This is a genomic window from Pseudomonas sp. 8 R 14 (genome assembly GCF_900005955.1).
GTDB classification, from domain to species: Bacteria; Pseudomonadota; Gammaproteobacteria; order Pseudomonadales; family Pseudomonadaceae; genus Aquipseudomonas; species Aquipseudomonas marginalis.
The window spans coordinates 1-24684 of record NZ_CVTH01000047.1; the positions used below are offsets into that span (position 1 = coordinate 1).

Genomic DNA, 24684 nt, shown 5'->3' on the forward strand with positions numbered 1-24684 from the left:
TGGACTTGCCCCTACAAAACCGGACACCAACTCCCCGTCAAATTGATGCTGCTGCCAAGCGCCTGAACTCCCTCGGTGAGCGATAGTTCAAGGCGCTGTGCGGATGCTGCTCGTTGTAATGCTCGAAGGCAATTGCCAGGTTGCGCAGCGCCGTTTCTCGATCCGGCTTGGGCATGTGCGCAACGTAGTCACGTTTGATCGTCTTCACGAAGCTCTCGGCCATGCCGTTGCTCTGCGGGCTGCGCACCGGGGTGGTCACCGGCTGCAAACCGATCTGTCGAGCAAACAGGCGTGTCTGTTCGGCGGTGTACGCCGAGCCGTTGTCGCTTAGCCATTGAACCGGCGTTGCAGGCAGTTGATCACCGAAGCGTTTCTCTACGCTCTCCAGCATCAAGTCGCGGATGTCATCGCCGCTGTACCCGGTCGGACTCGCGACCCAGCCGATGGCTTCGCGGTCACAGCAATCCAGGGCGAAGGTCACGCTCAGTTTGGCGCCGTCCTCACAGCGGAACTCAAAGCCGTCCGAGCACCAACGCGTATCACTGGTTTGCACCGCAATACGACCCTCGTGCCGACGCGGCACGCCGGGCTGTTTGATGCGCCGCGCCAACAGCAGGTCGTGATCGCGCATGACCCGGTAAACCCGTTTCACATTGATCGCCGGCAGCGACTGGGTTTCACGGGCACGACGCAGCAATCCCCAAACACGACGGTAGCCATAGCTGGGCAGTTCGCTGATCTGTTGCTGGATTTCAACCACCAGATCAGCATCGTCCACAGGCCTGCGGCGCCGTACTTTGAGCGATACCGATTGCTTGATTCGAACCGTTAATTGCGAGCGCGCCACACCGAGACATTCGCTGACCAGCTTCACTGGTCGTCCCCCGGCAACAAGGGTGAGTGCGCAATCCATTTTCGCGACCGGGCGATCTCCACGGCCTCTTTGAGGATTTCTGCTTCCATCGTTTTCTTGCCCAGCATCCGTTGCAGTTCACGGATCTGCTTGAGCGCATCGCTCAACTCCGAGGCGGGCACAACGGCTTCACCGGCACTGACCGCCGACAGACTGCCGTCCTGATATAACTTGCGCCATAGGAACAGCTGGTTGGCATTGATGCCGTTGCGTCGAGCGACCACCGAAACGCTTTGCCCTGGCTCAAGACTCTCGCGAACCATGGCCAGTTTTTGCTCCGGGCTCCAGCGGCGCCGCCGCTCCTGGCCCAAAAGCTCCCCACTCTTGTCGTTGCTATTAGTCATAAACATAACCGTTTGCCTATCCCTTATCGTAAGGGGGAAACGGTGTCCTGTCTTTCATGGGGCTCGTTCACTTGATGACCAGTTGCCTTGCATCGGCGGCCTGCGTTGCAATCCTAACCGTTGCAAGAACTCCGTCGTAAGTGCGTCCAATGCCCCACGTTGGCGTGACGTTTATCACCAGAACAAAATGAACCTCGAAAAGCCTGAGTTTGCCCACAATCGGGCCCAGATGCTTGAGGCTATGGAAGAGGCGAAAGGTGTATTGGAACATCTCGGTGAGGTGGTTGAGGTTGATCTTGATCTACCCCAGGACTTCGTTTTGGAATCTGAAGAAGAGGTCGAAGTTTAATCATGACGGCCAGAGAGTTTGATAAGAAGAACAAGGAAGACCTAGATCGGAATACCGCCATTCTCACGGATGCGCTCATGAAAATGGCTGGGGATTCTAAAATCAAGGCCACTATCTGCGAGCTCTCGCGATTGAGTGGGCTCCATCGCAATACCATTCGAGATCGAGGATGGCCGGTGGAGCGGATCAATGCCATCAAAAAGAGCCGCAAGCTCGATGTTTACCGTCAGAAGATGGAGAAAGAGGAGTCAGTTGATCCACTATCTGTCCTGTCTGACCGTCTTGAAGCTTCGCGTGTAGAAGTCATTCATTGGTTCAATAAGTACCTTGCCGCCGAGAAAAACAATCGGACTACTGAGGGTCAGTTGGCGTTGATGAAATCATCCCGTGACACTTACATGGAGTCTTCGCGGAAAGCACGGCAAGAAGTCTGGGAGAAAGAGGCCGAGATCGAAAAACTACGAGGCGTCATCCAAGTTCTAGAGTCGGCTCGGGCGGAATGACTTTCATGACTAGAGAGCTTGGTCAACGTCAGCCAGTGTGTAGGCGGCGAGCAGAGGTAAATGGCCAGGCTCCGCTACCTTCCTGTCATTTTGAAATCAACGTGGATCGGGAGGCTACCTCCGTTGCTCGCCTGGGACAGACCCTGTCTCTCCAATTTCGGTATCATCCTAATTTTTAGACGCGTGCGTCCGACGCTCGACAGACTAGAGGCCATCATGAAAGCGTACCTAGACCTCCTGACCGATGTCATCACCAATGGATTGGTCAAAGGTGATCGGACGGGCACTGGCACCAAAGCGGTGTTCGCCCGCCAATTCCGGCACAACCTCGCACATGGTTTTCCGCTGTTAACCACCAAAAATCTGCATTTCAAAAGCATTGCCAATGAGCTGATCTGGATGCTCAGTGGCAATACGAACGTGAAATGGCTCAACGAAAATGGTGTCAGCATTTGGGATGAGTGGGCCACGGAGGAGGGGGATCTCGGGCCGGTTTATGGACAACAGTGGACTGCGTGGCCAACGAAGGATGGTCGAACCATCAATCAAATCGATTACATGGTTGAGACGCTCAAGACTAACCCAAATAGCCGCCGCATTCTCTTCCATGGGTGGAATGTTGAGTACCTCCCAGATGAGCGCCAGAGTCCTCAGGAGAATGCCAAGAATGGCCTTCAAGCTCTGCCGCCCTGCCACCTCCTGTATCAGGCCTTCGTCCATGAAGGGCACCTGTCGATGCAGCTGTACATTCGCAGCTCTGACGTGTTCCTCGGGCTGCCATACAACACGGCTGCTCTTGCCCTACTGACACATATGCTGGCTCAGCAATGCGATCTGATCCCTCACGAGATCATTGTCACCACCGGAGACACGCATGCGTATGCCAATCATATGGAGCAGATCCAGGAACAGCTCAGCCGCACGCCTCGTCAGCTTCCTCAGCTCAAGATCTTGCGCCGTCCAGAATCAATCTATGACTATCGCTTTGAGGACTTCGAGATTGTTGGATACGACGCCTACCCGAGTATCAAAGCCCCGGTGGCCGTTTAACCCCTAGCTTGACCAGCGATCAACTGCAGATGCATTCAGAGCGCCGTGATCGTGCGGCGCAAGCGCTTCCTTCGTCCACACACGAGGTCTCCAAGGAATGAACCGATCAGAGCGCCGCAGGTACGAGAAAGAGTTTCCAAAAGCCCTCAAAAAGGCGGGTGACAATTGCGGGATCTGCCGCAAGCCACTGCAACACAACTCCCGTACCTTTGGCGGGGTGCTGGCTGATGGGCAGGCTGCGCTGGCAGGGGAGTGCTGCCAGAACCAGCTTGATGTCGTCATGGGGTCTGGGATTTATATTAACCAGAACACTGATGCCATCATGGATGCCCTGGGCCAAATGAAAGGTCGTTCAGGTGGGGAGCCTGTGTCTGACGCTTTGGAAGCTTCCAAGCGCCTCCAGAAGGGTATTGGAGGCTTGGAGGATTTTGTCGAGCGCGCAAAGCAGCGTGCGGGTGTTACAGGGCCCGTCCAACGGATTTCACTGACTGACACACCATGGAAAACCGATGACGCTCAATGGTTCGAGAGCCATCCCGGTCGCTCTCATCGGTTGCGGCCAATGCATCCGGGTGAGGAGGAGACACTTCCGCCCGAGATAAAGGATGCTGCCATCCCTGAAGGTCATCGCTGGGAAATCCTTGTGCGGCAAATCAAGAAAGGTCAGCGTGTTCGCTCAGCATTTTGCCGCGACACCCGCACCGAGATTCCCGATGTTGAGGCGGTCATTCACGCAATCTTTGACACTGTGGCTCGTGCCCAGCATGCAGGCACAATCACTGTTGAGGAGATTGCTGCGTTGGCCAAGCGATATCACATTCCTGAGGGCTCAGCACCTAACTGAGCAATAGCACTGCGGGTCATCGAACACTCAATGTCCCCACCGCCCCAGGGATAGTCCTCCGTCCGGGCAATACAAACCTATGATTTGCCATAGCAGGCCATGGTGTCCATGCCGGTGGACACCAGGCTTCCTAGGATTTGCAGTAACCGTCCGGCCAACACACCTTCCTGACGCCGTCGCATGAGGCGATGGTGTCCACCTAAATTTAAGTGGACACCATTTTTAGCCTTTTAAGCGGACGCCCATGCCACAAGAACGCCGTTCCTATTCCAAGTCCTTCAAGGCCCAGGTCATTGCCGAGTGCGCACAGGCTGACACCTCGATTGCCAATGTCGCCTTGACCCATAACCTCAACGCCAACCTTGTCCATAAATGGATTCGGGTGCATGCGCAGAAAAACCTGGCACTGCAAACCGCCTTTGTTCCGGTCAAGGCATTGTCGTCGACAGCGGTACCTCAAGTTCTTCCTGCCACGATTCGAATCGAAGTGCCTCATTCAAAAGGCGTAGTCGTGGTGAGCTGGCCGGCAGAAAATGCAGCGGCATGCTCCGCTTTCTTGCGAGACCTGCTGCGATGATTCGCATCGACTCCATCTGGCTCGCCACCGAGCCCATGGACATGCGGGCCGGCACTGAAACCGCGCTGGCGCGGGTCGTAGCGGTGTTCGGTGCGGCGAAGCCGCACTGTGCTTATCTGTTCGCCAACCGCCGCGCCAATCGTATAAAAGTGTTGGTGCATGACGGTGTAGGAATTTGGCTTGCCGCCCGGCGTTTGAATCAAGGACGCTTCTTCTGGCCTGGTGTGCGACACGGCTCCGAAGTTGAGTTGGATGCCGAGCAACTTCAGGCCCTGGTAAGTACCTACGTGATCATGGCTTGGTACCGCTGGTTGAAGTGATCTGCACAGAAGCCGCGCCGGGTTACTTCTTCTCGGATTTCCACAAGGCGCAGGACGCCCTTGAGCGTTTCCCAGACCTTCGTCTGATTCTGGATCTCTACCATGCTCAGATCCTGACGCAGGATGCGATAGGCATACTTCGGGCCTATCATCATCGAACTGAGCATGTACAGATTGCAGACTGGCCTGGACGGCATGAACCAGGTAAAGGGAGTATGGATTTTTTGAGCCTATTCAACATGTTGCAACAGCTCGGCTATAGCGGCTGGGTGGGCTGCGAGTACCATCCTTCTGGTGTGACTACGGATACGCTTGGTTGGATGAGTCGATTCAAGAGCGATCTGTGACCGCATTCGCGGAGCTTGAGACGCTACCAATCAGGAATTGAACATTGCGCTACGACCTTACCAGCCTTGACCTTTTCATCACTGTTGCCCAAGAGCGGAACCTCACTCGTGCGGGTCGAATCAAGCACGTCGCAGTCTCGGCCATCAGCAAAAGGATTACTGAGCTCGAAGCGCAGATCGGCTCCCCCCTGCTTCTGCGGAATGCTCGGGGGGTGGAGCTGACCCCTGCAGGTCAATCCCTGTTGTTCTACGCCAGGCAACTCAAGCAAACCATGGCCCAGCTCGATACCGAATTGAGTGGATATGCTAGCGGGGTCAAGGGGCATATTCGAATCCACGCGATCACCTCCGCGTTGTCCCAATTTTTGCCTCAGGACGTTGATGGTTTTGCCCAGCTCTACCCGCAGATCAAATTCGATATCGAGGAGCGAGTAGGCTCCGCAGTGATTCGAGCAGTAGCTGATGGCCGAGCTGACCTTGGGATCATCGCAGCACAAACAGCCTCTGAGGGCCTTGAGACCCTGACGTACAGGCATGATGAGTTGACCTTGGTAGTTCCCAGTGGCCATGAGCTCGCTACGCGTAAGGCCATCAAATTCAAGGAAGTGCTGGAGCATGAGTTCGTTGGCCCTCATCTCGAAAGCTCGATGCACACCTTGCTGACAGGAGAGGCCGCGAAGCTAGGATTGAGCCTCAAACTGCGTATCCGAATCAGCAGCTTCGACTGCATGTGTCGAATGGTGTCTACGGGATTGGGTATCGCTGTGCTGCCTCGCAGTGTCATCAATCAGTACTTGCGCAGCCACAAGCTAAAGGCAGTGACCCTGGATGAGCCATGGGCGCACCGCACGCTTTTACTGGTGGTGCGAAAGTACGAGGCTGCGTCGCCCACACTCAAAACATTCATCGATCATCTGAAACTGCCAGAGTAAAGCTGTTCGAGAGCGTTCTCGTTTGGAGAACGCTGCTATGGCAATTGACCAATTTTCATCCCCACAGACTGCTCTTAGTATCGGCTCAACCGCATAAGGCATGGCTCCGTGCATGCCTGCGAGCACTATAAAAAGCCGAGCGAAATGAGCATGACCGAGACTGCCTGCGACCTCTTTACTCCCCTGACAATCAGTGATGACTCGTTCACGATTGTCGATTTGAGCAAGATGCTTGATCACAGCCAGCTTGCAAAGCTGCCGTATTCCATTCGTATCTTGCTGGAGAACGTTGCGCGTTGTTCTCCTGAAGCACTGCCGTCGGTACTGGCTAGGGCCGTGGGTAACGGCCCTGACTGCGAAGTGCCTTTCCAGCCCAACCGCCTGATGTTCCATGACACGACCTGCTTGCCAGCTTTGGCCGATTTCGCCGGTATGCGCGATGTTGTCGCCGAACTGGGTGGCGATCCACAGGCGATGAACCCGCTGATCCCGGCTGTACTGACTATCGACCACTCGGTGATCGTCGAGCGCTACGCCGAGGCAGATGCGGTCGAGCAGAACCTGGATATCGACTTCCGCCGCAACAGCGAGCGCTACCGTTTCATCAAATGGGCACAGAAGAGCCTGGACAACTTCGGTGTAATCCCACCGGGTACCGGGATCATTCACCAGATGAACATGGAGGCATTGGCCCAGGTCGTCTGGGAAAGTCGCGGAGCCAACGGCGAACGCTTGCTCCATCCTGACGACATGGTCGCCACCGACAGCCACACGCCGATGATCAATGCCATTGGTGTGTTGGGCTGGGGTGTCGGTGGTCTGGAAGGCCAGGCCGCCATGGTAGGTGAGCCGGTACCGATCAGTTTCCCGAAAGTGATCGGTATCCGTGTGACAAATGCCATGCGCCCGGGTGTTACAGCCACCGACCTGTCCCTGCATGTGGCCGAAATTCTGCGTAAGCGCTCGGTCGTGGGCAAGTTCGTGGAGTTCACCGGCCCAGGGCTCTCGACGCTCAGTTGGGCAGCCCGTGGCACGGTTTCCAACATGGCACCCGAGTACGGTGCGACCGTCGTATTCTTCCCATTCGACGATGAGACTTTGGCTTACCTCGAACTCAGCGGTCGTTCGGCCAAGTTGCGCGAGCAAGTCATCGCCTACATGAGTGCCCAACCGCTTTGGCGCCGCGACGAGCTGGCTGAGCCGGAATTCGACGAGCTCATTGAGCTTGATCTGGCGAGCATCGAGCCAAGTGTTGCAGGGCCTCACCAGCCGCATCAACGTCAGCCCCTTTCCAAGGCTGCAGCGTCATTCCAAGATGAAGTGCTGGGTGGTGGCAAGCTCATCACAGCTCCACAAGAGCAGAGCTTCTTCGAGCCTTCATTCGGTCAGTCGATCACTCACGGTGCTGTGGTGATGTCCGCCATTACCAGCTGCACCAACACCGCCAACCCGGCACAGATGATTCAAGCTGGTTTGCTGGCTCGCAAGGCCCGGAGCCTGGGTCTTCAGCGTAAGCCGTGGGTAAAGACATCGCTCTCGCCTGGTTCGCAGGTGGTCGCCGACTACTTGGCTGAGGCCAACCTGCTTGAAGACTTCTCTGCCCTGGGCTTCGATCTAGCTGGCTTCGGTTGCATGACCTGTATCGGTAACTCCGGAAAGCTCGAAGAGCACGTTGAGCATTTCGCCGACGAGGGCCTCAAAGGCGTGGTCGTGTTGTCCGGCAATCGAAATTTCGAAGGCCGGGTGAACCCTAAAGTACCAGCAGGCTATCTGGCGTCCCCGGCATTGTGCGTTGCATATGCCATCGCCGGTACCATCGATATCGACCTGACTTCGCAGCCGCTTGCCACGGGTGCTGATGGCCAGCCCGTATTCTTGCAGGATCTCATGCCAAGCGATGCTGACATTGCCGATGAGGTCGCCAAAGTCGTGAAGCCGGAGTTCTTCCAGCATCGCCTGGCGACAGTCTGGGATGGTACGCATCATTGGCAGGCTCTTTCTGCAGAGGGCAGCGTGCAGTTTCCCTGGAGCCCGGAGTCTACCTATCTCCGTCGTCCGCAATACCTGGCGGATATCCAGGCGCAACCCAAAGCGTCCCTGGCTATCAGTGGTGCTCGTACACTGATGGTGCTTGGCGATAACGTCACTACTGACCATATCTCACCTGCAGGCGCGATCCCTGCCAACAGCTTGGCCGGCCAGTGGTTGCTGGAGCGGGGAGAGGATCCACAGGATCTCAACCAGTATTCCACTCGTCGTAGTAACCATGAAGTGATGCTGCGGGGCGCCTTCACCAACAAGTCGGTGAAGAACCGTCTCCTTGGCGATCAGCAGCCAGGGCTTGGCGCTTGGGCGTGGAATGCTGACCACAGCAAATGCTTACCTCTGTACGAGGCCGCCAAAAGCTACGCCTTGCAAAAGACGCCGATGGTGGTCTTTGCCGGTATCAACTACGGCGCTGGCTCCAGCCGTGACTGGGCCGCGAAGGCGCAGGCCCTACTTGGCGTAAAGGCAGTGGTTGCGCAAAGCATTGAGCGTATTCACCGCAGCAACTTGATTGGCATGGGCGTACTGCCTTTGGTCTTCAAGCCTGGCCAAAGCGTTGATGACCTTCGTTTGGATGGTAGCGAGCAATTCGATTTCCTGGGCCTTGATGAGCTGGTTGTAGGCGAGAACCTAATCAAGCTGATCATTCATCGCGCCGATGGCCGTCGTGATGAAGCTGAGGTTATTGCGCGTGTGGATTCGCAGCAAGAAGTGCGCTACCTGGTCAGCGGCGGTGTGCTCCCGTTCGTAATCCGCAAGGTTGTTGCCCGCACTCGGGCTTGATCATTCAAGGGCTCCATGCGGGGCCCTACTTGGCCAAAACAATAAGAAGGACACGTCCATGGATCGCGAACAATTCAACGTTGTTGCGCCTGACCCTGTGAGCATCACGCACGCTGGGTTATGCCGTCGCACGCTGATCAAACACTTAGGTACAGCCGCAGGGCTCGGTATTCTGGGTTCATTGCTGCCTACAGGGCTGGTCAGCGCCGCGAGTGCCATGTCTTCAAACAATTCTGTAAGCGGGAGTAATACCCCTATGTTCGCGTATGTCGGATCGCGCACAACCCGGGAGCGTAATGCCCGTGGTGATGGCATCACGGTCTATCGGGTGGATCAGGAAGCCGGCACGCTGGAGCAGGTGCAACTGGTCGACGACCTGGTGAACCCCTCGTTTCTTGCCCTCAATCGTGCCGGTGATCGCCTCTACACTGTACATGGCGACCGTAGTGAGGTCAGTGCCTTCAGCGTAGATAAGGCAAGTGGAAAGCTGACCTTCCTCAACCGCCAAAGCTGCGAAGGAAAGAATCCGGTGCATTTGGCCCTGGATCCTAGCGAGCGGTTCATGGTGGTTTCCAACCATATCACCGGCACCTTGGCAGTGGTCAATGTGGAAGAAAATGGCGCTCTGGGCGGTATCAACCAACTGCTCAAGCTTGAAGGCCCTACTGGCCCTCACCGAGTGGAGCAGCCTTTCGCCAAACCGCACTTCAACCCATTTGATGCAACAGGCAACTACGTCTTGGTACCGGATAAGGGCCTGGATCGCGTGTTCAGCTTCCGCTTCGACAATGGCAAGCTGCATCCCGCTGACCAGCCATTCGCTGTTGCGCGCGAGGGTTCTGGCCCGCGCCATATCGCAATGCACCCGAAAGCCGGTTTCGCCTATGTGATTAACGAGCTGGACTCAACCGTAACCAGCTACCGTTTCGACTCCCGCAGTGGTGCCCTGCAACCGTTCCAGGTATTGCCGTCCCTGCCAGCAACCTATACCGGCAACAGCCGAGCTTCCGAGATCGAAGTGGATCGCAGTGGACGTTTCCTATACGCCTCCAATCGCGGCTACGACAGCATTGCTGTGTTCAAGATTGACCAAGGAAGTGGCCTGCTGAGCCCGGTCGATTTCGTACCGAGCGAAGGAAAGACGCCGCGCTTCTTCACCCTCACGCCGAACCAGCGTTTCCTGTTTGCCCTTAACGAAGACAGCGACAGCATCGTGTCCTTCGCTGTCGATCAAAACAGCGGAGGGTTGAGCAAGACAGGCTTCTTGACTTCGACCGGTAGTCCAGTCTGCATGATCTTTTCCGCCTGATACCTGCTGCAACGATAACAATTAAAGGGCGGACTACGGTTCGCCCTAGATGAGGTCTCTATGAACAACAACAAAACTGTCGATGAGCAGGCCATCGTTCGCAAGGTTACCTTGCGGATCATCCCGTTCATGTTCTTGCTGTACATCGTCTCCTATTTGGATCGCGCCAATATCGGTTATGCCGCGCTGGAGATGAACAAGGAGCTCGCCTTGACCAGCGAGGCGTTCGGCTTCATTTCTGGGATCTTCTTCATCGGCTATTTCCTGTTCGAAGTGCCGAGCAACGTGATGCTCAACAAGTTCGGCGCGCGGGTTTGGATCGCTCGGATTCTCGTCACCTGGGGTGCGATTGCCGCCGCCACTGCTTTTGCCCAAACCGCCAACCAGCTCTACGTGCTGCGCTTCTTCTTGGGCGTGGCTGAGGCGGGCTTCTTCCCAGGCGTGATTGTCTACCTGACCTACTGGTTCCGCTCAAAGGAGTTGGCCACTACAGTCGCGCTGTTCACGGCGGCAATCCCGGTCAGTTACATCATTGGCGCGCCGCTTTCTACCTGGATCATGGACAACATCAAGTGGTTCGACTGGAGCGGCTGGCGTTGGATGCTCTTCCTTGAAGGTGTTCCTGCCGTATTCCTTGGCGTTGCCTGCTTCTTCTTCCTGACTGACAAACCCGAGCAGGCCAAATGGCTGACTCAGCAGGAGAAAGACTGGTTGCTCGCCGAGCTTGAGCGCGACCGCCAGAGCCGCAAGAACGTCAAGCGCCTGAGTGTGTTCAAGACGATGGTCAACAAGAAGGTGCTGTACTTGGCCTTCATCTACTTCGTCTATCAATGCGGCAGCCTGGGCGTCGGTTACTGGATGCCGCAGATCATCAAGGGCTTCTCCAGCGACCTGACCCACACTCAGATCGGCCTCATCGCCATGCTGCCCTACATCGTTGCCACAGCAGCGATGATCATCTGGTCGCGCAGCTCCGACCGCCGTAACGAGCGCAAAATACACTCAGCCATTCCGCTGGCAGTCGCAGCAATCGGCTTGATCGGTGCAGGCATGCTGCCCAGTGCCGTGGCGTCGATGGCGATGATCTGCGTCGCGCTTTCGGGGCTCTACAGTTTCAAATCGCCGTTCTGGGCATTGCCGACGCTGTTCCTCGACCGCGCTACCGCAGCGGTGTCGATTGCTGTGATTAACTCGATCGGTAACCTCGGCGGCTTCGTTGGGCCTTCGCTGATCGGCGTTGTGAAGGGCAGCAGCCAGAGTGCTGCCACTGGCTTGCTTTTCCTAAGCGCACTGCTGGTCATCGCCTTCCTGATGACAGCCTTGATGCGTGTCACCAACAGCGAGCCTGATCAACCAGTGGCCGCCTCGGCCCACTGATGCTCCTGGCCGCATAGCGGCCTGCCCAAGGCTCAGGGTCGCTTCGACAGTTCCTGCCCAGTTTGTCGAAGCGGCTCGCAGTAGCGAAGCAATCCCCGTATCAAGCAAATTCTTCCTAGCTCAATCATGAGTTGGGCAGCGTCATGCCACCTAAATGGAATCGCCAGATGCACAACAACAAAAACATCATGCGTACCCTGATCACTCTGTCCCCTTGCCTGGTCGTCGGCACTGCCAGCGCAGAGGGGTTTGTTGAGGACAGCAAGGCAAGCCTGCAACTGCAGAACTACTACCTCAATCGCGATTTTCGCGATGGTGCCGGCCAATCCAAACGAGAAGAATGGGCCCAGGGATTCCTGTTCGATTTCCGCTCTGGTTACACCCCTGGCACTGTAGGCTTTGGCCTCGATGCGCTCGGGATGCTGGGTATCAAGCTGGATTCAAGCCCTGACCGATCCGGTTCCGGCCTGCTGCCGGTACATGATGATGGGCGTGCTGCCGATGAGTTCAGTCGTCTCGGCCTGACTGCCAAGGTGAAGGTTTCCGAAAGCGAGCTGAAGTACGGAACACTCATTCCTAAGCTGCCGACGATACAGGCGAATACCGGGCGGATTCTTCCGCAGACATTCGAAGGTGGCCTGGTAACCAGTAACGAAATCGAGGGCCTCACACTGACAGGCGCACGCTTCAATCGCGTGACTGATCGTGACTCTACCGACGCTCAGAAAATCACCCTGAACAACAAGAACCGTCGTTTTGCCGGTGCTGTGGAAGGTGATGACTATTGGGTTGGCGGATTCGATTACGCCCTCAACAAAGGGCTAACGATTAGCTACCAGTACGCCGAGCTTCAGGACGTTTACCGGCAGAGCTTCTTTGGTATCAACCACACGTGGAGCATCGGCCCCGGTAAGCTCAAAAGCGACTTGCGGTACATGCTGAGCGACGATGCTGGCAACGCGAACGCTGGTGCCATCGACAGTGGTGCTCTCAGTGGTTTGTTCACCTATAGCCTGGGCGGCCATGCAGTTGGCCTTGGGCTCCAAAAGATGAATGGCGATACTTCAATGCCATTCCTCAACGGCACTGATCCGTATCTCACGAACTACATCCAGATCAACGATTTCGCTGAGCCAGGTGAGCGCTCCTGGCAGCTACGGTACGACTACAATTTCGCCGCTGTCGGTATTCCCGGGCTGACCTTCATGACTCGTTATGTCAAAGGTGATCACGCAGATGCCGCTACTCATGTCGGCGAGGGGCGAGAGTGGGAACGCAATACCGACATCGCCTACGTCTTCCAGTCGGGAGCCTTGAAAAATGTTGGTATCCGTTGGCGCAATGCCGCTTACCGCTCAAACCTCGCCCGTGGCGCTGATGAGAATCGCTTGATCGTTTCCTACACATTGCCAATTTGGTAATTCCATCTTCAGGAGAACCACATGACAGCCGTTACCCCTGCGGTACTTGATGATTTGGCGCCAACAGGCGTTCTCTATGCTGCGATCAACTTCGGCAATCCCGTTCTGGCTCAGCGTGGCCCGAACGGTGAGCCTCAAGGGGTATCAGTAGCGCTCGCCAAGTCCTTGGCACAGGAATTGGGTGCATCGCTGGAAATGCGAACCTTCGACGCTGCCGGCAAGGTATTCGCTTCGTTGGAAGAAGGCGTGTGGAATCTGGCGTTCTTGGCTATCGAGCCGGTGCGAGAAGCGCAGATTTCGTTTAGTGAACCGTACGTCATCATTGAAGGCACGTATCTGGTTGACCGTGATTCTCCGTACCAGTCCGTGGCAGACCTCGATCAGGACGGCTTGAGATTGGCAGTTGGCAAAGGGGCTGCCTATGACTTGTTCCTGAGTCGCACTCTCAAGCATGCCCATCTCGAACGCGCTGAAACCTCGGCAGGCGCAGTTGATCTGTTCCTTGAACAAAAGTTGGATGCTGCCGCTGGCGTTCGTCAGCCCCTCCAGAAAGTCGCGGATCTCGACCCACGCTATCGCGTGCTGGATGACGCCTTCACGTCCATCCGTCAGGCGATGGCTGTGCCCCGAGGACGGGATGCCGGCGCTGCTTACGTCCGAGCATTTGTAGAGCGTAAGAAAGGCGAAGGTTTCGTTCATGAGGCTCTGGCTCAGAGCGGTCAGTCGGACGTGACGGTTGCACCGTAGACCGAAGTGCTAAGTGGAAGAGGCCGGAGACGGCCTCTCGTATTTTGAAGTAAAGGGCATAAATGCCCGCCGTGTTTAGGGTGATGAAATGACCAAGGCCGCTGATGTCGTTGTGCAATGCCTGGAAAACGAGGGTGTCGAGTATGTGTTCGGCATCCCTGGTGAGGAAAACCTCGACCTGCTGGAATCCCTGCGCAAGTCGAAGATCAAGCTGGTACTGACTCGCCACGAGCAGTCGGCGGGCTTCATGGCCGCCACCTATGGTCGCCTGACCGGCAAGACTGGCGTAAGCCTTTCTACCTTGGGCCCCGGCGCCACCAACCTGGTCACCGCCAGTGCGTACGCCTATCTGGGCGGCATGCCGATGATGATGATCACTGGTCAGAAGCCAATCAAGAAATCCAAGCAGGGGCGTTTCCAGATCATTGATGTGTGCGGGATGATGGATCCCATCACCAAGTACACCCACCAGTTCGCTTCGGCGGATAACATTCCGGCACGCATGCGCGAAGCCTTCCGCCTGGCCGAAGAAGAGAAACCGGGCGCCGTACACCTGGAGCTGCCCGAGGACATCGCTGCCGAGCAGACCGACGCTCTGCCAATCCCGCCTAGCCTGCACCGCAGGCCGCTGGCCGAACACAAGGCGATCGAAGCCGCTGTTGAGAAGCTGCAAAAGGCTCGCAGTCCGATTCTGGTGATCGGTGCAGGTGCCAACCGCAAGATGACCGCCAAGGTGCTCAAGCAACTGATCGACAAGACCGACATTCCGTTCATCACTACCCAGATGGGTAAAGGCGTGGTCGACGAACGTCACCCACGCTTCCTGGGTAACGCTGCGCTGTCGTCCGGTGACTTCGTGCACCGCGCCATCGAGGCCGCTGACCTGATTTGTTGGCGCTGATTGAAAACTGACCCACCCTGCCGATTGAAAATTGACCCAGGACGGATTGCTGATTTTTGCCCCAGCAATTGTGGATAAGCTTAGCAGCAGTGTTCCGATTGAAGACGCATCAAGCCCCACCGCATGCAGCAGGGCATTTATGGCGCGGATTAAAATGGCTCATCGTCCTCGACATCATCTCCGTCCTTGCGCTTTCGTTCCCGTGACTTGATCTTTGTCTGGGCGGCTAATGTGCTGTGTTGCAAGCGGTAAGACTCGTTGCCCGTTTCGACGATGTGGCAGTGATGTGTCAGCCGATCCAGCAGCGCCGTAGTCATTTTGGCGTCGCCAAACACACTCGACCATTCCGAGAAGCTGAGGTTGGTGGTGATGACCACGCTGGTGTGTTCGTACAGTTTGGACAGCAGATGAAATAACAGGGCACCGCCGCTTTGACTGAAGGGCAAATACCCCAGCTCATCCAGTATCACCAGGTCTGTTCGTAGCAGTCCCTGGGCGATTCGGCCTGCCTTACCATCGTACTTTTCACGCTCCAGCAGATTGACCAGATCCACCGTGGAGAAAAAGCGCACGCGTTTGTTGTGGGCCGTAATTCCGGATACAGCCAAGGCACTGGCCAGGTGTGTTTTCCCGGTTCCAGGGCCGCCGATGAACACGACATTCTGCGCGGTTTCAGTGAACGCTAAGCTGGATAGATCGCTGACCAGCCGGGCATCAGCGCTGGAAGCGCTGAAGTCAAAGCCAGCTAAGTCACGGTGCATGGGGAGTTTTGCCATGTTCATCTGATGATTCACCGAGCGCACCGCGCGATCCGCATGTTCCTGCTGAAGCAGATGTTCCAGCAGCCACTTCGATGAAGCCGTCGACGCTGTTCCTTGAGATACCAGTTCTTCCCAAGCACTGGCCATGCCGTGCAGGCGCAGTTCTTTGAGTTCAGTCATCAGGTCACGCATTGCGATTCTCCTCATCGGTCGTACGGAGCCGGTCGTAGCGCGCCGTATTGGCAACAGGCGCGACCTTGAGTTGCAGGCTGGTTTCTACACAGGGAGGTGGTGCGGTGGAGGTCAGGCGGGCAAGGACATTGAGGATTTGATCGGCGCTCAGACTTCCCGATTCAAGTACCAGCTCCACCGCCACCAGCACAGGTTCGAGACCCGCAATTGGCACAGCAGCCAGTACCTGCATCATGATTCGATCACCGTTGGTGTGACGCCTCAGTCCTCGTTTGAGAAGCCGTAACGGTTTTGGCAGATCAGCAAATGGCGCGCCATTGCGCAGTGCACCAGGCTTGCGTTCGATGAGTGGGATGTAGTGCTGCCAGTCAAAACTGACCTGATCTCGATCAAAGAGGCGCTCATGGCTGGCGATCACCGTTTCGTCGGCAATGACCACGATCCGCGAAGGGTACAAACGGCTGCTGACCCACTGACCAACACGCTCGCAAGGCACCGAATAACGATTGCGCGCCACGCTGATCAGGCAGGTACTAGAGACACGGACGGTGCGTTCCACGTAGCCATCAAAGGCCGTCGGCATCGGCATCATTTCAGCCTGCTCCAGCTCCAGGACTTCTGCCAGCGTCAAACCGTTGTACTGCGGATGTACAAGTTCGGCCCAGAGCGTACGACAGCGTTGGCCGAGCCAGACGTTCAGCTCCTCGAAGGTATGGAACATGCAGTTTTGAGCATCGAGCCAGATTCGTCTCCGGCTGTCCTGCACGTTCTTTTCGACGATGCCTTTCTCCCAGCCAGAGGCCACGTTGCAGAAGTCCGGATCGAACAGATAGTGCGCGCACATCACGGAAAACCGGGCGTTGACCGTGCGGCCTTTGCCTTTGTTGACCTTGTCGACAGCCGTTTTCATGTTGTCGTAGATGCCGCGACGTGGCACGCCACCCAACGCTCCAAACGAACGGGTATGGGCATCAAACAGCATCTCGTGGCCTTGGCTGGGGTACGCAACCAACCAGAATGCGCGACTGGCGCACAGCTTCATGTGGGAGACCTGGATACGTCGAAACAGGCCACCGATCAGCAGACTCTCTTCGCTCCAGTCAAATTGAAACGCCTCGCCGAGCGCAAAAGTCAGCGGTACAAAAGCGCGTAAAGACTTGCCTTGCTCACCTCGCCAAGAGCGCACAAACGCCGTGAGCTGGCTGTACCCGCCGTCGTAACCCTCGGCCTTGATCTGCTCGAAAAGCGCTTTGGCGCTCCTGCGGTTGTGTTTTGGCCGGAACGAATCGGCCTTGAGCGCCTGTTCCAACGTCTCGTGGAAAGGGCCGAGTTTGTTGAAGGTTGCGCACCGTTGGTACGCCGGCTGAGTGGCTTCGGGCGCTCTGACCCATTTTCGGATGGTGTTTCTCGACAGCCCGGTACGCTTGGCTATCTGATGCAGCGAGAGCTTGTCGCGGAAGTACATCCGCCGGATTTTTCCCAACATTTCCATGCTGATCACCCTGTGTTCTCCTGCTCGAAAAGTGAGCAGAAGCAGTTGAACACCTGGGTCAGTTTTCAGTCGGCAGAAGAGCCTCTACTGGGTCAGTTTTCGGTCAGCGGCAACAGTCTCTTGGCCAACCGACGAACCCGCCATCATTGAGACCTAAGGTAACAGAAAATGTCGTTGGATGAGTGGTGGCGAACCTGTCGAAGACGCCCAATACCAAGCGATCATTTTCGGTAAAGGGAATTTGTTTAGCGTTGGCAGAACTATAATTTTTTAATAACTTTGCGCTGGTGATCTGAGGGTCTTTAGCAAGATGCTCAACGTTCTGAGTGATGCTGTCGAAGAATTGCGTGATTCCGTTGTCGACATGGAGAATTTCGCGGGTGCTATTTTCAAAGAAATGGGCCTCCGCGTCTCCGCGTAGATTAATAATGACAAGCGCTGCGACCAAAATCACTGGAAGGCAGGCTATTGCTGAAAATACCCATGTTAATTTCTGCTTGATGCTCATGATTTCTCCAGCGCGAATTCTTAGTTTTTTAGCTGTGGGAATAAAGCCATGCTTGCAGGCCCGTAATTAGCAGGAAATGGCTGGCCTAGAAGGAAAAAAACTCCCGAGGCTGTCGGGAGTAAAGGAGCGCGCGTAACAGAGGAGAACAAAAGTCATCGAATTTCACTGCGCCACTCCATGGCGCGAAACAAAAGCGGCGATCTTTAACTAAGCTATCATCGCCGCAAGGCAATGTCAGGTTTAATCTGACGGCTTGATTAGAAGATGTTGATCGGGTACTCAGCAAATGCCCTTACTTCATTGCCGTCCTCATTATAGTCGCGAGCATTGTTTGATACGCGCAACCAGGAGCCTCGCAACTTTAGTTTCAGATCTTTAGCAGGGCCGCTTTGGACAACATATTGAATTTGGTTGAAGATTTCCCGCTCGCTACCATCGCCGTCATTGGTGCGAATGTTATCACCGTGAACATACGCGATTCTGTATGAGAGTCCGGGTGCACCGTACTCAGCGAAATCGAGGGAGTATGCAACTTGCCAAGAGCGCTCATCCTCCGCATTGAAGTCCGACCAGTAAGAGTTGGCGAGGAAGATTGTGCTGCCGCCGTCTCCGACACCGCCAACATTCTGGTATCTGCCATAGTTATAGCCCGTGTCCCCCGAACTACGTTGGTGGGCTAAAGTAACGGCGTGAGGGCCGAACGCAAACGTGGCGCCCAAGCTCCATATGATGTTGTCACGACCAGTTCCGAGCTGTTCCGAGTATGCCTTGTCCAGTCGGGACTTATATGCGTTCAGGTCAAGTGTGAGCGAAGTGTTATCTTCGAACGGAAGGGTATACACTGCGCCCAAATAGTGCTTGGTGAGCCGGTCTTCAACGTCGGATGTGTAGAGAGCGGCGCTGAAATTATCGCTGAACTCATAGCTGCCGCCAATTAAGTCAATGTTCTTCAGGCCGCCGCTGTCACGCCCCTCAGCACTTTTCCGCACCTCTGCAGTTAAGTGTGCGGCATTGACTTCAAGCCCCTTCAGTTCCTTCGATGTCACCATCCATCCGGTATAGGTTTCTGGTAATAGTCGAGCATCATCGTGATTCAAAACAGGGAGCGTTGGCCTTAGGTCACCATATTTAAGAACGGTGTTTGAGGCCCGTAGCTTGATTGCGCCGCCTGCACGCGATAGATCACTTGCAGCTTCGCCACTATCACCTTGCTTGAAGAAATCGATACCCCCAGCGCCCGATTTACCTTGACCGCCATCCAGTCTCAGTGCGTAGAAACCGAATGCATCAGCTCCAAACCCTACAGTCCCTTGGGTAAAACCAGACTCGAACTGGCCCATTACTGCTTGACCCCATTCTGCCTTGTCTTGGCGCTGATTATTGTAATCTCGATTGATATAGGCGTTTCGAAGAAGGACTTTTAAATGGCTATCTTCTATGAAGCCATTGGCTGACGACTGATCGCTCGCAAGCGCGTTGAGACTCAGGGCCAGTCCCAGAGGGGCTGCCATAAATATTGTTTTTTTCATTATTATCCCTTGTTGTGTTTGTGATGCGCTGGCTGTCGCAAGGGCTAATTGTCCCTGTTGCGATTATAGGGCGATAGATTTGTAGTTATCTTCGGCGTCCAGGGCGTAGTCTCCGGGCGCGCGAAGAGGAAACAATTTATCTATTATTCGTTATATGGCTATGACTGGGCATCGGGCGGTCTCTTTAGTTTTTGTTATTTTTTGGGTGAAGCCAAGGGCGTTACTGCTGGCATTTCTGATTCGTCGAAGCTATCAAAGCTTTCTCGATTCTAATATCTGATTTCTGAATACTTGGTCTTCAGGATTCGAATAGGCTCAGTCGAATCATTACGCATGAGGCCTGGGGGGGTTCTAGCTATTCGGAATCTGAATACCTGGATTTCGGATTCTGTATAGTAGATGGTGCTAAGGGGGGTGATATAGTCCAAGGCGAAATCACCTTTAAGGAAAGGAACCGCCAGTGACAGCGTTCTCTTATACGATCAAGCCCGAAATTTTTTCTGACCACCCCGACTACGTTCGAGGGGTCGTTGTATTTAGAGGGCTAGATAACGCTGCGCTCCACGCTGAGATCACGCAGGAGCTCCGCGCCAGTGAGGGAGCGCTGCGCGAACGGATCCAAGGCAACCCTGCAGAATTCCCACAGATTGCCGCCTGGCGAGATGCTTATCGCAAATTTGGCGCGAAGCCGTCGGAGCACAGGAGCTCGATCGAGGCCCTTAGCAGGCGCGTTCTAAAGCCGGACTCCCTGCCCGATATCAACGCTTTGGTGGACATCGGCAACCTTCTGTCCCTGCGATACGTCCTGCCTGCGGGGGTTCACCCGATCGGTTCAGGATCCCATGAGATCGAGCTTCGTAAATCCAAAACCTCAGACACCTTCCTGGCAGAGTCAGAGAAAGATCCAGAGTTCATTGCACCTGGAGAAGTGGTGTTGGCCGCTGGCGGGCGAGTATTGACTCGTCGGTGGACATGGCGGCAGGCGGCTGATACCAGGACTCTTGCTGAGACAAATTGTGTCTTCTTCGATATCGATGGCTTGGCCCCCACAGGTCTGGCGGATGTGAGGTCTGCCATCGCCGATCTGATCCAGCTCGTCGGTAAATTCTGCGGCGGCGAATGCGTGGGATACGCCATACTGGACGCTAAGAACTCCACGATGAACGTTAACCTGGGATAGCCGATGAACCCTGCCTTCAGTAGCCTGACCATACTGCAATTGAGGGCATTGGTGACGATCCTTGATGTGCGTAACCTGAGCAAGGCTGCGGATATTTTGGGTACTAGTCAGCCAGCGATCAGTAGATATCTTGCTCATGCTCGCGAGGCCCTGGGCGACCCATTGGTGGTTCGCAAGGGTCGTCAGTACGTTCTCACCGAACGAGGAGTCGAGGTAATTCAGCCGCTCAAGGACATCTTGGTGCGCCTTGAGGGCATGACATCTACCATTAACTTTTCTCCTGAAAAATGTGATCGCCGCTTCAGCATCGCAGGTTCGGACTACGTTGCGCAGTACATTCTTCCTGATTTGATGAAGGATCTCGCGCTGGTTGCTCCGAAGGTCAGCGTCGATTACCGCAGTTGGCAAGCCAACCATTATGATTGGCTTGCCAATGGAGAGGTAGATCTTGCGGTTAGCATGGTCGCCGAAACGCCAGCGGATTATCACGGTCGTATGATCGGGGAGGATCATGCCGTTTGTTGTATGCGGCTTGGCCATCCTGTTTCTTTGGCTCAATCCGTTGATCAAGAGGCGTATCTAAAGTGGCCTCACGTCAAGATCACAACAGGCGGGGACAAGGATAGCTTTATTGATTCGTTCCTTCGCAAATCTCAGCACAATCGCAAATTGAAATTGACGGTTCCATACTACTCGGCTGCATTGATGGTCGTTCAGCAGAGTGATGCATTGCTTACGCTGCCTGAACACATTGCCCGTAAATGGTCAGAGATGGGCCTGGTGTGCTATCGCCCGATATCGTTCCTGCAACACCAATTCCGATACTGGGTGGTATGGCACTCCCGAACCCAGTCATCTCCAGAGCAGCAGTGGTTCAGGCATTTTATATACCAGCATTGCCGAGCATCTCACTTCCTGAGTCCTGGTGATCGCTCACCGTCGCTGCTGGGGTCTGATGTATCTACAATCTGAATAGCTGCTATGCAGGCATGATTACTGCCATCTCATCTTCTAGGTGATACCTTGGGTATCAATCGATGAGCTATTGCTTTTCGATAAAAGCGGTACCCAATAATTACAAAATGGGTAGCCTGCACTTCAATCTGCCAAAATCACATCTGGCCTGTCACTTTGGTGGCGCCTTAGGCTGATGCATCACAATTGAGAAAAATATGATGAGCAGAGATCAAGAGTCTGGGCAGGCGCTCGTGCGCGGCCTGTCGAATCGTCACATTCAAATGATCGGATTGGGCGGTGCCATTGGTACCGGTCTTTTTCTGGGTAGCGCGGGTGTTATTAAATCAGCTGGCCCCAGTTTGCTAATTGGTTATGCTTTCGCTGGAATGATTGCATTTCTTATTATGCGCCAGCTCGGCGAAATGCTTGTGGATGAGCCTGTGTCTGGCTCTCTCAGTTACTTTGCTCGGAAGTACTGCGGCGGATTCTTAGGGTACTTGACTGGGTGGAACTACATCGCGGCGTATGTCCTGGTCGGCATGGCAGAACTTACGGCAATTGGTAAGTTTATTCAGTTCTGGTGGCCAGAGGTTCCCACCTGGATCACGGCCTCGTGTTTCTTTGTGATTATCAATGCCATGAATCTACTCAACGTTCGCTTTTACGGCGAAACGGAGTTTTGGTTCTCGTTGGTTAAAGTTACCGCCATCGTTGCCATGATCGGCTTCGGAAGCTGGCTGCTCTTTGGCCCTACGCCCCCACCTGAGGCTGCTGTTTCGAATCTCTGGGCGCATGGTGGATTCTTCCCTCACGGGGTTGGCGGATTGCTGATGGCTTTGCCATTCATAATGTTCGCGTTTGGTGGCCTGGAAATGATTGGCTTCACTGCTGGTGAAGCTCGTGAGCCGAAAAAGACCATCCCATTGGCCATCAACCGTGTCCTGTACCGTATTGGTATTTTTTACATCGCTGCCTTGGCTATCCTCTTGGCGCTCACCCCTTGGGATACCTTGGTCAGTTCCCTGGATAACGCGGGTGATCCCTACAGCGCTAGCCCGTTCGTTAAAATTTTGAGCCTGTTGGGTAGTGACTTCGCGGCGAACCTACTTAACCTTGTAGTTCTGACTGCGGCAATGTCTGTCTACAACGGCATCGTGTATTGCAATGCGCGCCAGTTGTTCGCTCTCGCACAGCAAAATCAAGCGCCTAAGCGATTCTTGAAACTGAACGGTAATAGCGTGCCTGTGAATGCTTTATTTGCAACAGCGCTTATTACTGGCATTGCCGTTGTAATCAACTATTTCTCTCCAAATGGAGCTATTGAAATATTGATGTCGTTGACTGTGTCGGCCACTGTAATCAATTGGTTGCTCACAAGCTATACACATCTGAAGTTCAAGAAAGCTAAGGCCGAAGCAGGCGAGGAGCTGGCGTACAACTCCCCTTTGCATCCTTACAGTAACTATCTGTGCATCGCTTTCATTGTCGGGCTGCTCGTGCTTATGGCTTTCATTCCTTCAATTCGGATTGCTGTGTGGCTTATTCCTCTCTGGCTGATGGTGATTTATGCCAGCTATAAAAAAACCCAAGTTGGTGCGACTCGCGCAGTTAGCTTTGAGTAAATTGCATTAGGTGATACAAATGAAAACTGAGAACTCTACAGCTGTAACCATGACTGGCGGCGATGCTATCGTCCAAGGCCTTAAGGCTCACGGTGTTGATACTGTATTTGCACTCCCTGGTGCTCAAATCTACGGTTTGACCGATGCGCTCGCTCGTAACACCGACTCGCTGCGTATCTTCGGTGCCCGCCACGAGCAGACCAGCGCTTACATGGCATTTGGTTATGCTCGCTCCACTGGCCGCCCAGGCGTGTTCACTGTGGTGCCTGGCCCAGGCATTCTGAACGCCAGTGCCGCGATGCTTACGGCACATGGATGCAATGCGCCAGTGCTCGCTTTGACTGGCGACGTGATGAGCGCCTTCAAAGATCGTGGTCGTGGCCAGCTGCATGAGCTCCCTCGCCAACTGGAAATTCTGCAAAGTGTGGGCAAGTACGCTGCTCACATTGAGCAGCCAGCTGATACATCCTGGCATGTCGCCCGAGCGTTCCAGGAGATGTGCTCGGGCCGGCCAGGCGTCGTGTCTCTTCAAGCATCTTGGGACTACTTCACCAAGCCAGCTGCTGTCGCTCCCCAGGCGCCGCTCCCGCTGAAGCCAACTCCACCAGTCGATTCTGACGCGGTAGAGCGCGCGGCTGGAATTCTGAGCAAAGCCAAAGCGCCAATGATTTTTGTTGGCTCTGGCGCGCTTGAGGCCAGCAATGAAGTCAGTCAACTGGCAGAGGTTCTGGGTGCACCGGTTGTAAGTTTCCGTGGTGGTCGTGGTGTGGTAAGCGATGATCATCCTCTGGGCTTCACTGTGGCCTCCGGCTCTCGCCTTTGGCCGCAAACCGATGTGGCTATCGTCATCGGCTCGCGATTTGAGCTTCTGGACATTCGCTGGAGGCATCGCCCAGAAGGCTTGAAGATCATCCGTATCGACATCGATCCTGCCGAGGTACGCCGGATCAGCGCTGAGGTCAACCTGCTGGCTGATGCAGGCGAAGGCTCCAAAGCACTCGCTGAGGCCGTACTGCGAGTAGGAGCGCCTAAGCACAGAGATGCAGATCTGGCCGAGGCAAAAGCGTCGGCTGAGCAGGCTATTCAGTCTGTACAGCCACAATTGAGCTACTTGCGCGTTATTCGAGATGTCTTGCCACGTGATGGCTTCTTCATCGAAGAAATCTCGCAGGTTGGTTTCACTTCGATTTTCGGCTTCCCGGTATACAAGCCTCGCACCCTCGTCACATCGGGTCACCAAGGCACGCTGGGCTTCGGTTTCCCAACTGCACTTGGTGTGAAGGCGGCTCATCCAGACAAAGCAGTGGTCTCGATCTGCGGTGATGGCGGATTCATGTTTGCTGCCCAAGAGCTTGCCACCGCTGTTCAGTACAAGCTGAACCTGGTCACCATCGTTTTCAACAACAGTGCTTATGGGAACGTGTATCGGGATCAGCAGGAGAGCTTCGGTGGCCGCCTGCTCGGCTCCGAGCTGGTCAACCCGGATTTTGTGAAATTCGCTGAATCCTTCGGCGTAGAAGCCCACCGAGTCAATACCCCGGCCCAGCTTCGTCCCGTCCTGGAAAAAGCTTTCGCTGCTGATAAGCCGGTTCTGATTGAAGTCGTGGTTCCTCGTGGTGGAGATACCAGCCCTTGGACTTTCTTGCACCCGACTTTCAACTGAATCTAAAGGAAACTCAA

The 24684-nt window shown here is 55.0% G+C and carries 22 protein-coding genes and 1 pseudogene; 18 read left to right on the top strand and 5 right to left on the bottom strand.

Features of this window, described 5'->3' with window-relative positions; translation table 11 throughout:
* Positions 1–37 precede the first annotated feature (37 nt).
* A protein-coding gene (locus BFQ01_RS31315) for an IS3 family transposase (RefSeq protein WP_370467938.1) occupies positions 38–1257 on the bottom strand; the annotation gives its coding sequence in 2 pieces (ribosomal slippage) (positions 38–912 and positions 912–1257; 1221 coding nt in all).
* Between the two features lie 187 nt (positions 1258–1444).
* Between BFQ01_RS31315 and BFQ01_RS32550 the strand changes: the two genes are divergently transcribed.
* The 14 genes and pseudogenes from BFQ01_RS32550 to BFQ01_RS09800 all read left to right on the top strand — a co-directional run.
* A complete protein-coding gene (locus BFQ01_RS32550) occupies positions 1445–1606 on the top strand; it encodes a hypothetical protein (protein WP_176718742.1) in 162 nt (53 codons plus the stop codon).
* A 2-nt stretch (positions 1607–1608) separates the two neighbouring features.
* Positions 1609–2109, top strand: a complete 501-nt coding sequence (locus tag BFQ01_RS09740) for a hypothetical protein (RefSeq protein WP_065925099.1) — start codon at positions 1609–1611, stop codon at positions 2107–2109.
* Positions 2110–2325: 216 nt separating this feature from the next.
* Positions 2326–3159 (top strand): thymidylate synthase, encoded by an 834-nt coding sequence (locus BFQ01_RS09745; RefSeq protein ID WP_065925138.1) that lies wholly within the window; start codon positions 2326–2328, stop codon positions 3157–3159.
* Positions 3160–3256: 97 nt separating this feature from the next.
* The gene (locus BFQ01_RS09750) at positions 3257–4003 is read left to right on the top strand and encodes a hypothetical protein (protein ID WP_065925100.1); all 747 of its coding nucleotides are present in this window, start codon (positions 3257–3259) and stop codon (positions 4001–4003) included.
* A 244-nt stretch (positions 4004–4247) separates the two neighbouring features.
* Positions 4248–4580, top strand: coding sequence for an IS66-like element accessory protein TnpA (locus BFQ01_RS09755; RefSeq protein WP_065925101.1), 333 nt, complete (start codon positions 4248–4250; stop codon positions 4578–4580).
* Positions 4577–4900, top strand: a complete 324-nt coding sequence (gene tnpB / locus BFQ01_RS31320) for an IS66 family insertion sequence element accessory protein TnpB (protein WP_065925102.1) — start codon at positions 4577–4579, stop codon at positions 4898–4900. The genes BFQ01_RS09755 and tnpB overlap by 4 nt, the downstream gene beginning before the upstream one ends.
* Positions 4879–5247 carry a TIM barrel protein gene (locus BFQ01_RS09765; protein ID WP_256097719.1) on the top strand — a complete coding sequence of 123 codons (369 nt, stop codon included), beginning with the start codon at positions 4879–4881 and terminating at the stop codon, positions 5245–5247. Before tnpB ends, BFQ01_RS09765 begins: the two co-directional genes overlap by 22 nt.
* 44 nt (positions 5248–5291) lie before the next feature.
* On the top strand, positions 5292–6179 hold the full coding sequence (locus BFQ01_RS09770) for a LysR substrate-binding domain-containing protein (protein WP_065925103.1): 888 nt from the start codon (positions 5292–5294) through the stop codon (positions 6177–6179).
* A gap of 150 nt (positions 6180–6329) precedes the next feature.
* Positions 6330–9008: an aconitate hydratase AcnA gene (acnA, locus tag BFQ01_RS09775; RefSeq protein ID WP_065925139.1), complete on the top strand. Its 2679-nt coding sequence runs from the start codon at positions 6330–6332 to the stop codon at positions 9006–9008.
* A gap of 256 nt (positions 9009–9264) precedes the next feature.
* The gene (locus BFQ01_RS09780) at positions 9265–10317 is read left to right on the top strand and encodes a lactonase family protein (RefSeq protein ID WP_065925104.1); all 1053 of its coding nucleotides are present in this window, start codon (positions 9265–9267) and stop codon (positions 10315–10317) included.
* Between the two features lie 60 nt (positions 10318–10377).
* Positions 10378–11694: an MFS transporter gene (locus tag BFQ01_RS09785; RefSeq protein ID WP_065925105.1), complete on the top strand. Its 1317-nt coding sequence runs from the start codon at positions 10378–10380 to the stop codon at positions 11692–11694.
* Between the two features lie 167 nt (positions 11695–11861).
* Positions 11862–13115, top strand: a complete 1254-nt coding sequence (locus BFQ01_RS09790) for an OprD family porin (protein ID WP_065925106.1) — start codon at positions 11862–11864, stop codon at positions 13113–13115.
* A 21-nt stretch (positions 13116–13136) separates the two neighbouring features.
* Entirely contained in the window at positions 13137–13862 is a 726-nt protein-coding gene (locus BFQ01_RS09795) for a transporter substrate-binding domain-containing protein (RefSeq protein ID WP_065925107.1), read from the top strand.
* An 88-nt stretch (positions 13863–13950) separates the two neighbouring features.
* A pseudogene (locus BFQ01_RS09800) lies at positions 13951–14751 on the top strand (thiamine pyrophosphate-binding protein); the annotation flags it as partial.
* A gap of 161 nt (positions 14752–14912) precedes the next feature.
* Here the strand turns inward: BFQ01_RS09800 and istB are convergent.
* The 4 genes from istB to BFQ01_RS09820 all read right to left on the bottom strand — a co-directional run bounded on the left by istB (position 14913) and on the right by BFQ01_RS09820 (position 19248).
* Complete coding sequence (gene istB, locus BFQ01_RS09805) at positions 14913–15716, bottom strand: IS21-like element ISPsy20 family helper ATPase IstB (protein ID WP_029241171.1); 804 nt, start codon at positions 15714–15716, stop codon at positions 14913–14915.
* Complete coding sequence (istA, locus tag BFQ01_RS09810) at positions 15709–17208, bottom strand: IS21 family transposase (RefSeq protein ID WP_141691268.1); 1500 nt, start codon at positions 17206–17208, stop codon at positions 15709–15711. The genes istB and istA overlap by 8 nt, the downstream gene beginning before the upstream one ends.
* 103 nt (positions 17209–17311) lie before the next feature.
* The gene (locus BFQ01_RS32225; RefSeq protein WP_065925109.1) at positions 17312–17716 is read right to left on the bottom strand and encodes a hypothetical protein; all 405 of its coding nucleotides are present in this window, start codon (positions 17714–17716) and stop codon (positions 17312–17314) included.
* Between the two features lie 257 nt (positions 17717–17973).
* Complete coding sequence (locus tag BFQ01_RS09820) at positions 17974–19248, bottom strand: OprD family porin (RefSeq protein WP_065925110.1); 1275 nt, start codon at positions 19246–19248, stop codon at positions 17974–17976.
* A 457-nt stretch (positions 19249–19705) separates the two neighbouring features.
* Between BFQ01_RS09820 and BFQ01_RS09825 the strand changes: the two genes are divergently transcribed.
* From BFQ01_RS09825 to BFQ01_RS31325, 4 genes are all read left to right on the top strand, one after another.
* Entirely contained in the window at positions 19706–20425 is a 720-nt protein-coding gene (locus BFQ01_RS09825; RefSeq protein ID WP_065925111.1) for a B3/B4 domain-containing protein, read from the top strand.
* Positions 20426–20428: 3 nt separating this feature from the next.
* Positions 20429–21397 carry a LysR family transcriptional regulator gene (locus tag BFQ01_RS09830; RefSeq protein WP_065925112.1) on the top strand — a complete coding sequence of 323 codons (969 nt, stop codon included), beginning with the start codon at positions 20429–20431 and terminating at the stop codon, positions 21395–21397.
* Between the two features lie 203 nt (positions 21398–21600).
* Positions 21601–23004 (top strand): amino acid permease, encoded by a 1404-nt coding sequence (locus BFQ01_RS09835; protein WP_065925140.1) that lies wholly within the window; start codon positions 21601–21603, stop codon positions 23002–23004.
* Positions 23005–23023: 19 nt separating this feature from the next.
* A complete protein-coding gene (locus BFQ01_RS31325; RefSeq protein WP_083221126.1) occupies positions 23024–24667 on the top strand; it encodes a thiamine pyrophosphate-dependent enzyme in 1644 nt (547 codons plus the stop codon).
* Positions 24668–24684 lie beyond the last annotated feature (17 nt).